The 12,558-nt window shown below is 41.1% G+C and carries 6 protein-coding genes; all 6 read right to left on the bottom strand.

The genetic code is table 11. From position 1 onward, the window contains the following. Positions 1-11: 11 nt before the first annotated feature. The gene (locus tag INE92_RS22450; protein ID WP_120067114.1) at positions 12-1,745 is read right to left on the bottom strand and encodes a glycoside hydrolase family 43 protein; all 1,734 of its coding nucleotides are present in this window, start codon (positions 1,743-1,745) and stop codon (positions 12-14) included. A gap of 216 nt (positions 1,746-1,961) precedes the next feature. After that, positions 1,962-3,293 (bottom strand): glycoside hydrolase family 43 protein, encoded by a 1,332-nt coding sequence (locus INE92_RS22445; RefSeq protein WP_015532245.1) that lies wholly within the window; start codon positions 3,291-3,293, stop codon positions 1,962-1,964. A 19-nt stretch (positions 3,294-3,312) separates the two neighbouring features. Continuing rightward, entirely contained in the window at positions 3,313-5,253 is a 1,941-nt protein-coding gene (locus INE92_RS22440) for a glycoside hydrolase family 97 protein (protein WP_195436119.1), read from the bottom strand. A gap of 56 nt (positions 5,254-5,309) precedes the next feature. Continuing rightward, on the bottom strand, positions 5,310-7,754 hold the full coding sequence (locus INE92_RS22435; protein ID WP_195436106.1) for a glycoside hydrolase family 31 protein: 2,445 nt from the start codon (positions 7,752-7,754) through the stop codon (positions 5,310-5,312). Between the two features lie 25 nt (positions 7,755-7,779). Then, entirely contained in the window at positions 7,780-9,507 is a 1,728-nt protein-coding gene (locus tag INE92_RS22430; RefSeq protein WP_154030586.1) for a glycoside hydrolase family 43 protein, read from the bottom strand. 432 nt (positions 9,508-9,939) lie between these two features. Next, the gene (gene xyl3A, locus INE92_RS22425) at positions 9,940-12,525 is read right to left on the bottom strand and encodes a xylan 1,4-beta-xylosidase (RefSeq protein WP_195436102.1); all 2,586 of its coding nucleotides are present in this window, start codon (positions 12,523-12,525) and stop codon (positions 9,940-9,942) included. Positions 12,526-12,558 lie beyond the last annotated feature (33 nt).

Raw genomic sequence — 12,558 nt, 5'->3', positions numbered from 1 at the left:
AAAAAAAATAATTATTTGCAAGTAGCGTATAATCCAATTGTAGTACCGGTAAATCCACCAGCCGTTGTAGTAGAGAGATAACTGGAATCTACATCTTTACAAAGCAGTTTCCAGCTTTTTTCACCATCAATAGAATAATAGAAGTCGTAACCAATTCCTTGAGATACTAATTTCAAATATACCTCATTTGTATCTGCGTCTATTTCATCTGAAGCCAATGTCTGTTCCTTTTCACCGATTTGTTTCAGAGAAATATTTTTATTCTCACCCACTTTATTCAAGCAGAAGAAATATTGATGCGCCTCATCTTTAAACAATAACATTCCGGCTGTTTCCTTATCGTTAGAAGGATTGAACAACATACGGGTAGCACATTCAAATTTATGATGTTGTAACCGACGGCAGACAAATGCCGGAGTTTTCTTTTCCGTAGAGCTAATATCTGCACACTTCAAGGTCAGGTATCCGGGTGTTTCCGTCAATGAATATAAATCGGAAGCAGAAGCTCTCAAAGTCATCCAAGTCATATCAAGTACAGGAGAATCAAAGTTCTCTATTAACTCGAAGTTACCATAAGTAACTATCGTATCGCGTTTCGCACCTTCACGTTTTACAATCATAGGTACTAAATCATCTCCTTGTGTCATGTACGGGAATCCATCTTCACTCCATTTCACCGGCATCATAAATGTTTCACGTCCCAAATTCTCAAACTGATTATTAATAGGGCGACAAGCCAGAAAAACAGCCCACCAATCTCCCTCTTTTGTTTGAATCAAGTCTGCATGACCAGCACAGGTTACCGAATTAGGACGGTCAGAATTCAAATGTCTTTGCGTCAGAATCGGATTGTTTTTCCATGGAAGAAATTTACCCATCGGAGAATCACCACGGAAAATCACTTCCGAATGCCAGTTACCCGTTCCACCTTCGGCGGACATCAAGAAATACTTTCCATTTATTTTATATAAATGAGGACCTTCTATCCAAATTGGTTTGTCTGCCGGTTGAGCTCCTTTGTTTACAAGAATCTTACGAGGACCGATCGTCTTATCTGTTTTCACATCAAACTCTTGTATGCGTATAGTACGGTGGCCGCTATATTCAGGTTTATTATCCGGAGCCTCATCATTATTAACAATATATGCCTTACCATCTTCATCAAAAAAGAAAGAAGGATCAATACCTCCGACCTCCGGCAACATGACGGGTTCCGACCATTCACCAAACGGGTCTTGTGTCTTAACAAAGAAATTTCCGGCTCCGACATTGGTTGTTACCATATAATATGTCTTGTTATACGGATTATAAGAAATAGCCGGAGCAAAAATACCGCCACTCACTTTCTGTCCTTCCATATTCACTAATTGCGAAGCACGGTTCAACACATGCCCTATCTGTTTCCAATTCACCAAGTCTTTGCTGTGAAAAATAGGAACACCGGGGAAATAAGTGAATGTAGATGTTACTAGGAAATAATCACCTTCTCCATTTGTACAAACACTAGGATCAGAATACCATCCCGGCAAAATAGGATTATAGAAATAGTCTTCACCTGACAGAGGATTGGAAATATAAAAATCATCATTTCCTTTATAAGAAAAATAATCAAAGAGAGCCACAGATTTTCCAATAGCCGGTAATTGTTGTTCTTTCTTTGAGTTACATGACATCATTGTTATCCCCAACATAAATATGGAGAGCCGGACGATTGACATTAATTGTATTACCTGTGTATTCTTCATAATACCTCTTATTTTCTTTATAATCAAATATGAATTACTGATCTTTTTCTGCAAAGATATGCCAGCTTATAAAACTACAAACATAATTATGTTACGGGCTTCTTTTCCTAAATAACATCTTCATTTTCAATGTTACATCTATCTTTCCCCTTGTAGCATACCCAAATAATTACACTGATTATAAGCACATTACAATCTCATTTTTTTGAATAAAAGCTATTCAAATTCCCAATAATCCAGATTGAAAAGTTTGTTTCCTTTCTCTCCTTTAAAGCAGAAATAAAGATCATGTACACCCTTTGCATTCTTTATCCGGCATGACATCTGTTTATATATATCCAGTCCTCCTGTTGGTGATATACTGACACAGCCTATTACCGGACCTTCCGTGCTGTCCAGACGAATTTCTATCATTCCGCCTTTTTCAACACAAGCTGCGCTTACACTGAATTTCTTTGCTCCCTTCTTGCCAAAGTCGACACCACGCACACACAGATATTCATTATCATCAATATCGGTTATATACAAACCACCATTCTTATGATTTTCAGCTTTCAGACCATATCCCCAAGCCATCGTTTCGGCTTCCACTCTACGGTAAGGATTAAAGTTTTCAATCTGTTCCAGTTTCGTCTCCTGCCAATAAGGAACTTCCTTAATGGTTCCATCCGGATTATAATGCATTTTTGCAACAGATACCGAACGACGTTCTTTATGGTCGAAAGTCTCCAGATGAAGCAAATCATAATTTAGGCCGAACACATAAGAACTGCCTTTATAATCAATAATTCCGGGATGATTTCCTCTGGTTCTTTCCGTTGGACGCATAATATATCCTTTTGTACTCCATGGTCCGGTAGCTTTGTCGCTCATAGCATAGCCAATCCCTTCCGGACAACAAGTAGAAGCAAAAGCCATATAATAATGACCGTTACGTTTATATACCCACGGACCTTCCTGATAATGTTCCGGTTTATCAGCCAATTTGGCTATTTCCCCCGAATATGAAATCATATCTTCATTCAGTTTCACATAATAAACATTCGGATTGCCCCAATACATATACGCTTGTCCGTCATCATCAATAAATACGGTAGGGTCAATATCATCCCAATGCTCTTTTTGCCAAACTAATGGTTTATTCAAAGGGTCTTTAAAAGGACCGTAAGGAGAGTCGGATACCAATACGCCAATACCATTACCGTGAATCGGGCAATACATGTAAAACTTGCCATTACGTTCGATGACCTGTTCTGCCCAGGCACCATTATCACGTTTCACCCAATCAAAACTCTTCAGAGAAGCGACCGCTCCGTGATCGGTCCAATTCACCATATCAGTGGAGGTATAAAGCAACCAGTCCAACATTTTGAATCCTTCGGCATCATCCTCATCATGGGTTGTATAAAGGAAAACGGTATCGTTATATACCATCGGAGCCGGATCGGCAGTATATTTTGTTTGTATAATAGGATTTTGTGCAGTTCCTGAAGTAGCGGCAGTGATTGCCAACAAAAACGACACGCCTAAAAATTTAAAGTTTCTCATATTCTTTTATTTAAAATGGTTATTTGGTTATTAATACTCCACCATTGCAAGGAATAGCCAATTGTAATTCTTGTTTCTTCCCTATTTCTATTTGTTTCACACCACCCTGCAATGCCTTATCATCACTAAATAGTCTCACCTTTTCTCCATTGGAGAACATCGGCAAATTAACTTTAAGTTTCAGTGTTTCCTTCTGCGCATTTACTCCGGCAATATACCATTTGTCACCATGACGACGGGCAAGAATAACGTATTTACCAGGATAACCGTCAATGAAACGTACTTCGTCCCAAGTCGTTGGAACCTCTTTCATAAAATCAATTGCCCACGACGGAGCATCGGTCAGGTTATTCGGTGCCAAAGCGAAATGCTGTACCGGACTCTGAAATAGCACCGCCGTAGCCAGTGCGTAGACATCTGATGTCACCCGCCGGCTTCCCCGTGGGGCATTATCCGCATTATAATATTTGTTCAATGCACTACCTCCAAAATCCATGCTACCTACCGTGTTACGGATAAACGGATGTAAGGTAGCATTAAAGGCCTCATTATCACAGCTGCCTTGAGAGAAATGAAGATTTTCACTAGCCAATACAGCCTCACTCGATGCGAAGTTAGGATACATACGTTCCCAGCCACGAGGCAAAGTGCATCCATGAAAAATAACCAGAAGGCCGTACTCGTTTGCATCCGACAAGATATCCTCATACAACTGCATAGTCATTTGCTTGTCACCTCCGAAAAAGTCAACTTTTATTCCACGAATGCCAATGCTTTGCATCCATTTCATCTCCTTACGTCTGGCTATCGCATTATCCATGATACTTCTCGGAGTTTGCGGAGCATCATTCCAATACCCATTCGAATTATACCACAAATAAAGAGCTACCCCTTTGTCCTTCCCATATTTAGCCAATTCTTCAATTTTATCACGTCCTATTTGTTTATCCCACAAGGCATCCACCAACACGGACTGATACCCCATTGCTGCCGAAAAATCAATATACCGGAGTTGCTCTTTATAATTAGTACTTCCATCCATACCGATAATCCAGCTCCATGAACCCCGTCCATACGTATACTCTCCTTTTGCCGGATAAAGCGGTTTTACAACATCAAAAGGAACCGTTGTCTCCACTATTGGAGCCAAAGTCTTGCCCACAGTAATAGTACGCCAAGGCGTCTCGCCCGGTAATGCTATCCCCGGAGAAACCGTACCATTCCCATTTGCTTCACCTTCTTGCGGAAATCCAATGGTATACACTCCTCCTTTGTGTCCCAACAGACGGCTCGCACAATATCCACCATTTACTCCCGTTTCGGAAACAAGTACCCAACCATTATCTCCATTACGGAATAGGCAGGGAAATGTATACCCTTCTCCCCAGCCATTTTTGCCTGCGACATCATCTGCCGTATAAGACGTCTCATAACTTGGAGAAGTACGGGCAAATCCTCCCATCGGTTTACTTTGCGGACAAAGGAAAGTGGTGGTTCCGTCAGGAAACACAAATCCTGTGACTTCTTGCTTAACCACGCAACTTAGTGTCTCACCTTGCGGATACATCTTATATTTAAAAGCAACATCGTTATTACTTATGCGGAATATAACATCATAAATTGTTTTCCCTTGTTGTGTAAACGAAAATACAGCTTCATTTGCCACATAATGTACCTTACTCTTTTTAATAGAAGCCAACTCGTATGTTTCATCTATTTTATTTGTTGAAACATTCTTCTCCAGCGACATCCCCGATGAGAAATCTCCTATATTTGCAATCATCCCCAATGGAGATGGTTTCAAAAAAAGAACATTGTCATAACTAACAGAATAAGAGGGTCTTCCATCCATATCTGCGACTGTTACTACCAACTTTCCATCAGGACTTGTTATCTGTTTATTTTCTGCACTTGCAACGCTACTAGCCAATAGCATAGCCATCACTATAAAAAATTTCATCATATTTCTATTTTTTAGATTCTTCTCTACTGACTTAATCACACATTCTATTATAATCAAAACCTTACAGAAATTGCCTTCCCATTATAATCGACGCTTTTTTGAGTCCCATCCTGAAGGGTTACAGTAAACTTACGGTTCTTCAACATTCCCTCATACGCACCTTTTCTTGCCCCTATCGTCAATTTACGAGATGCATTATTCCAAGAGATTGGAATTTCCGTATATGCTCCTTTTTCGTAATTATAATTATCAAATTCATCTTCATATAAAATGAAGTTTCCATTCGCACCCGCATACACCTTCAATTCAAGATGATCCCACGGTTTTTCAGTTGCATACTGAACTTGTGGACCGACGGGAATAATACTACCCGCTTTTACATACAATGGAATAACATCCAGTGTAGTCTCTTTGGTAATTTCCTTTCCGCCTTCATGTTTCTCGTTTGTCCAGAAGTCATACCATAGCGTTCCTGCCGGTAAGTATATGTTAGTAGATTTCGTTTCCATGAAATCCACAGCAGCGTCAGTTTTTGTTTTTTTCGCTCCATCTCTGTTCCATCCTTCTTCTTCGGAGACTTTTACCACAGCTTCCGGTGTATATTGTGCATGAGCAATCGGAGCCACAAGGATCGATTTTCCAAACATATATTCGTCATTGATATCCCACACCTTTCTGTCATCTACAAAATCCATCATCAAAGCGCGCATAAAACTCGATTGGCGATTACTCACCTCCCAAGAAGTAGAATAAATATAAGGCAACAGAGAGTAACGCAAACCTATCATCTTCTCGATAGCATCATATACAGGCTCACCCTTCTTTCCGAACTTATAGATTTCCCTATAAACATCCGTCCCGTGCGAACGCATCATCGGATTGAACGTTCCAAACTGCAACCAACGCACATAAAGCTCCTGATACAATGGATTTTTCGAAGCACTATCATCATTCCAGCTTTTATTATAATGTCCTGCAAAAAAGCCACCAATATCACTATTCCAGTGAGGCATACCACACAAAGAAAAGTTTAATCCGGCAGGAATCTGATTTCTAAAACTCTCCCATGTGGAAGCGACATCACCACTCCATACATTTGCACCATAACGTTGCTGCCCCAAGAATCCCGAACGGGTTAAAATAAACACGCGTTTGTCCAAAGTCACTGCACGCTGATGGTCGTAAACCCCTCCGACAGTCATCAACGGATAAGCATTGCGCACCTTACGGAACGAGCCCAGATAGGTTTTGGTATCCATATCCTCCGGCTTCCAGTCCAAATGGTCGGGTTCGGTAGAGTCCATCCACCAGGCATCCATTCCCAGCTTGAAAATTCCATCATTCAGATATTGCCAATAAATATCACGCGCTTCGGGATTGTAAGCATCATACACTCTTACACCGGAAGGATATTCCATGTTGGGGGGCCATGACTCCAATCCCGATTGCGGCCAGGTAGTGAAGTTAAACAACATCCCTTTTTTATCCAATTCTCTATAAGGCTTGGTCATCGGTCCGAATGACGACCAGATAGATATAGCCATGTGTGCGTTCATTGCATGGACATCCTCAATCATCTTTTGAGGATTATTGAAAGTCGGATTCTGAAAATCCATCGCATTCCACAAATAGTTATGCCCCCAATATTGCCAATCCTGAATAATACCATCCAAGGGAACACCCAATTCACGATATTTACGAACAACGTCTACCACTTCCTCCTGGCTCTTATATCTTTCTTTACTTTGCCAGTAACCATAAGTCCATAAAGGAAACATCGGTGCTTGCCCGGTCAGGCTGCGTACCTGTGCTATAACACCGTCGGCATTTTTCCCATACATGAAGTAATAATCCACACAGTCACCTACTTCAGAACGGAAAGATGTTTCAACTTCGTTATCCGTAAAAAGAGTCGGCGAATAGTTATCCCAAAACACACCATATCCTTTAGTAGACTGGAAGAAAGGTGACACATCTTCAACATTTCCCTGTATCAGATTTTTAGTCATGTTCCGCTGAATCATCTTTCCATTTTGCAATTGTCCCAAACCATAAATGGCTTCCTCTTTATCTAATATAAAAGGTTGATAAACCTGATAAGTTTTTGTCCCGGCATCATCGAAATCGATAAACTGCATACCGGATTTCTCTGCCAATAATGATTTGCCATCCTTTGAGAAATAAGAAACAATTCCCGTCCCGGTGTCCACACTGACACTTAGTTCACTGGTGTTCAATACAATCTTATTATCTTGTATATCAGCTTTGAAACTTACCTTTTCAGGTTTGGCAATTACAGAAAGACTCTGTTTTTCATAGGCAACACCTTCCGGTGACTTTATTACTCTCGCCACAGCAGGCGCAAAGAATTGTACTTCTATATCCACTGCATTCACAGTGGCTTTGATACCGGACGATGTTTTCTGATAGTTCTGTGCGAATAAGATATTGGTGCTGAAGCATAAACATATACCCCAAAATAGATGATGTATTTTCATAATTATAGAATGATAAGGTTTCTAATTAATAACCAACAGATGTTGCATACAGTCCAATCATTGCTCCTGTAAAGCCACCAGCCTCATTAGTAGAAAGAATATCGCCGGAAACGGTTCCTCCTAAATTTAGGAAACTCTTGCCATCAATCGAATAATTAAAACGATAATCATCTCCATTGGCTGTTACTTGCAGTGTCACAGGTTTCTCTGTTTCTATCTTCACCTCACCCAGGACACTCGCTTGTCCTTTCTCGGTTCTTTGCAGTATCAGGTAATAGTCTTTCCCCTTTTTAGTGATACCGAAAACATAGTGATATCTTTCATTTTGATAACATGTTATACCGGCAAAATCTTTCTCATTTTTCGGTTTATACTCCATGGTTGCTGCCGCTGTAAATTGATTATGCTGCTGACGGTAGAACAAGGTAGAAGTAGGTTTCACTTCATTGATATTTGAGGTAAAAGGGATGATCCGCAACCCTTTATCGGTCATCTCAACGAAATCTTCACGAGGACCTCTAAGACCGATCCATCTAAGGTCTAATGTCTTATCGGAGAAATCATCCTTAAAGACAAAGTTGCCACTAGGCAAATAACCGTTTTTCCCTGTTTGGTTCTCAACTCCCGAAGGCATCTTCAATGTAGGTTTCATAGGGATAAGCCCATTCTCGAAAACAGGAAATGTTCCGCTCCAGTCCACCGGAAGAATAAAAGTTTCGCGTCCGGTATTCACTCTGTTCTTCTCATTGGGGCGTATTCCTAAAAATACACCATAATATTTTCCGTCGGGTCCCTCCACTAAGTCTGCATGACCAGCCCAGTCTACTTTATCCGCTCGATTTGCAGGAAAATAACGTTGAGTCAAAATAGGATTATTATTTGCCGGGAGATAAGGTCCTTTCGGATGATCACTTACAAAAATGACTTCGCTATGCCAGCCTCCGGTTCCTCCTTCCGCACACATTAAATAATAACGTCCATCTTTCTTATAGATATGAGGAGCTTCAATCCATATCGGCTTTTCTTCTATATTGACGCCACCGTTTACTATGATCCGATCTGTTCCCGGAACCACTTTATCATTCTCCACATCATAATCCCATATTTTTATGACACGGTGTCCCGAGTAACGCTCGTTTGCTTTAGCAGGAGCATCATTATGTACCACGTATGCCTTGCCATTATCATCAAAGAAAAGAGAAGGATCAATGCCTTCAAATTGAAGTTTGATCGGATCACTCCAGCCATTCTCCGGATTCTTTGTCTTTACCACCATATTTCCAAAGCCACCGGAAAATTGAGTGGTTATCATATAAAACGTATCATTATTGGGATTATATCTTATAGCAGGAGCATATACACCTGCACTAATACCGCAATCTTCAACCTTTAATTGTGACGTTCTGTCCAGCACATGACCGATTTGTTTCCAGTTGACCAAATCATTAGAATGGAAAATAGGTACCCCGGGAAACATAGCAAAAGATGAGCACACCAAATAATAATCATTACCTTTCCGCGTTATACTCGGATCGGGATAGCAACCCTGCAAAATAGGATTATAGAACTCACCCGGCTTTAAAGGATTGTTTTGATAAATAGCATCCTCCCCCTGATAAATAAATTGCGTAAAGACAGGAGCATTTTTCGTTATTTTACCCTTGCCACTCACCTCCATATTAAAAAACAACATAATAAATACGACAAGCCCCACGGATTGCCAGCCCGACAAAATCAATTTTAATGTTCTCATATTATCACTTTTTATTTTCTATAATTTCCTGTTCCATAGTAGTGTTTGCAAATGTATCGATTCGGTTTTATCATATATGTACAATCATGATACAGGCATCTATATACAGGTTACATTTATCACAGACATGTAACATGATTCTTTTCTGATGTAACAAAAAGCCCCAAAACAGAAAAATGGTAAGATAAATGACTACATTACCTATTATTTCAACACTTTTATCCCCCATCATGTAAAAGACTGAATATCAAGCATTAGCAAATATTCATTTTCCTTTAAAAGAAAGCCCCCGTTGGTTTAAAAGAAACGGGGGCTTGGTTTAAAAGAAACGACCCGTTCCTTTTAAAGGAACAAGGTCGTTCTTTCTTTATTCATTCAATAAATAAATCCGGATTGTCTATCTGTAAAAATAAACAAAATTCCAAAGAGGTATTACTGTACGTTCATTACAATCGTTTTCAACTTATTTCTATCAGAAGTTCCTCCATACAGTAATTCATAAGTACCTTCCAACGGACACATCGTATTCGACTCTACATCAAACCATTCAAAGTTCTCACCGGTAAGAGGAATAGCTACTGATTCAGTTTTCCCTGCCGGAATATGAACGCGTTTGAAAGCACGCAAGGTATAACGGGGACCTTCCTTATCACCCGGACGTCTCAAATAAACCTGAACCACCTCTTCTCCATCACGTTGTCCGACATTACTTACCGGAATAGTCAATACTACATTTTCACCTTTGGCGATTGTATTCTTGCTCAATTTAGCTTCTCCATAAGTAAAGTCAGTATAACTCAACCCGTGACCGAATGGAAAAAGTGGTCGCTGTTGCATATATCGATAGGTACGCCCCTTCATGGAATAGTCTTCAAAGTCCGGCAATTGATTCACATCCTTATAGAAAGTGACCGGCAGGCGTCCACCGGGATTATACTCTCCCCAAAGAGCATCAACGATAGCTGTACCACCCGCCTGTCCCGGATACCATGCCTGCAGAATCGCTTCACAAGTAGTCGTTTCGGGCACTAGTCCGATAGCTGAACCGGAATAATTGATAAAGACAACCTTTTTACCAGCCTTCTTCAAAGCTTTCAACAAATCACGTTGAACGTCTGGAAGTTCAATATCCGTACGGTCACCACCCTTAAATCCGGGAACTTCTACCGGCATTTCCTCACCTTCCAGACTTGGAGAAATTCCACCTGCAAAAAGAATCACATCAGCATCCATTACTTTCTTCACTGCGAGGTTCAAGTCGATCCCGACCTCTTTGCCCAAATCAAAATCAAGTGTAGCCCTTTCATTCCGTTGTTTGAATAAAATCTCGATATGATACTCTTTTCCAGCTTTCGCCTGTAACGTATAGAGGTTCGTCGGATTCTTAACATATATTTTCCGAGCCACTTGTTCACTATCTATAATAAGAGTCACTTCACCATCCAGTTGGAAACGGAAAGCAACATCACCCGACTGCGAAGGACGAAAGACAGATTCATAACGAGCCGAGAAATCTGTTATCTCCACCCCAGGAGCAAAGGTAGTAGCCCCTGTCGTTGCAAAATGGAACGGAGTTGAAATCTGATCGGTGGCAACGACCTCCCCTTCACGATTACGATTATTCCAATATTCTGCCAAGAAACCGGGTTTACCATTTATGCTACATTCATCAAACAGGCTTTGGAGTGTCTTTCCGTCCACACGGTCACAACCCGGTTCGTATATGATTTGTCCTTCCGGTAGTTTGGCACGGACAGCTTCCAATAAGGTAACCGTATGTGCCGGAATACCGTTATAATTTCCCCACTGCATCACGGAGTCATTGGCATTAGGTCCCATAACGGCTACTTTCAGATGGGTATTCAGAGGCAGGATGTTGTTTTTATTCTGCAAGAGCACCAATGATTCACGAGCCATACGCAAAGCCAATGCCTGATGTTCCTTACTATTCAACACAGAGGTTGGAATTTCCGACCAAGCCGGTTGTTCGTCCATTTCTCCCAGTTCAAAACGTGCTGTCAACAAACGTTTCAATGAAATATCTATTTCTTTTTCGTCAATCAAACCGGCTTTTACAGCATCCGCCAGTGAAGCATATTCACTTCCACATTCAAGGTCTGTACCTGTCCGCACAGCAGCGGCCGAAGCGTGTTCCTTATCCGGATGAGTCCCATGCGTTCCCGGTCTATAGAAATCAGAAATCGCTCCACAGTCAGAGACTACAATGCCTTTGTATCCCCATTCATCCCGCAATATTTGCATCAACAGGCGATTGCTGCCACAACAAGGCTCTCCCTCAAAACGATTATAGGCACACATCACTTCCTTTACATGCGCTTTCTGTACCAAATCTTTAAAAGCAGGCAGATAGGTTTCCCATAAATCCCGGGGATCTATATTCTCCGCATCAAAACTATGCCGGTTCCACTCCGGTCCTGAATGAACGGCAAAGTGCTTGGCACATGCGTGCAGCTTATCATATCTGGCATCTTCCGGTCCTTGCAAACCACGGACTACAGCCATTCCCATTTGTCCTGTCAGATAAGGGTCTTCACCGTATGTTTCCTGACCGCGTCCCCAACGAGGGTCACGGAATATATTGACATTCGGTGTCCAGAATGTTAATCCCTGATAGCGTTTCAGCACGCCGCTTTCACCGAAAATACGCGATTTTACGCGAGCCTCATCGGAAGTGGCATTGAACACTTCATATAATAATGAATCATTAAAAGAAGCTCCCATACCGATAGACTGGGGAAAAACAGTAGCCAATCCGGCACGTCCCACACCGTGCAACGCCTCATTCCACCACTCATATTCTTTAATTCCCAGTCGAGGGATAGCAGGTGACGCATTTTGCATGATTGATACTTTTTCTTCCAAAGTCAACCGAGGCAACAAATCCTCCGTCCGTTGTTCCGCCGCTAAAGAAGTGTCCTGGTAAGGCAGCAATTGCTTACATGCCGAAAACGATAACACCAAACAAACACCCATAATCGGTATCCAACCTCTTTTCATAATATTATACTTATTAGTTATGATTAATTTGGA

The sequence above is a fragment of the Bacteroides xylanisolvens genome (assembly GCF_018289135.1).
Taxonomy (GTDB): domain Bacteria; phylum Bacteroidota; class Bacteroidia; order Bacteroidales; family Bacteroidaceae; genus Bacteroides; species Bacteroides xylanisolvens.
This window is presented reverse-complemented; position numbering and strand designations above follow the sequence as displayed.

Coding starts and splice junctions, on each gene's coding strand:
- INE92_RS22445 (WP_015532245.1), bottom strand. CDS start 3,293: ATGAGAAACTTTAAATTTTTAGGCGTGTCGTTTTTGTTGGCAATCACT.
- xyl3A (WP_195436102.1), bottom strand. CDS start 12,525: ATGAAAAGAGGTTGGATACCGATTATGGGTGTTTGTTTGGTGTTATCG.
- INE92_RS22450 (WP_120067114.1), bottom strand. CDS start 1,745: ATGAAGAATACACAGGTAATACAATTAATGTCAATCGTCCGGCTCTCC.
- INE92_RS22430 (WP_154030586.1), bottom strand. CDS start 9,507: ATGAGAACATTAAAATTGATTTTGTCGGGCTGGCAATCCGTGGGGCTT.
- INE92_RS22440 (WP_195436119.1), bottom strand. CDS start 5,253: ATGAAATTTTTTATAGTGATGGCTATGCTATTGGCTAGTAGCGTTGCA.
- INE92_RS22435 (WP_195436106.1), bottom strand. CDS start 7,754: ATGAAAATACATCATCTATTTTGGGGTATATGTTTATGCTTCAGCACC.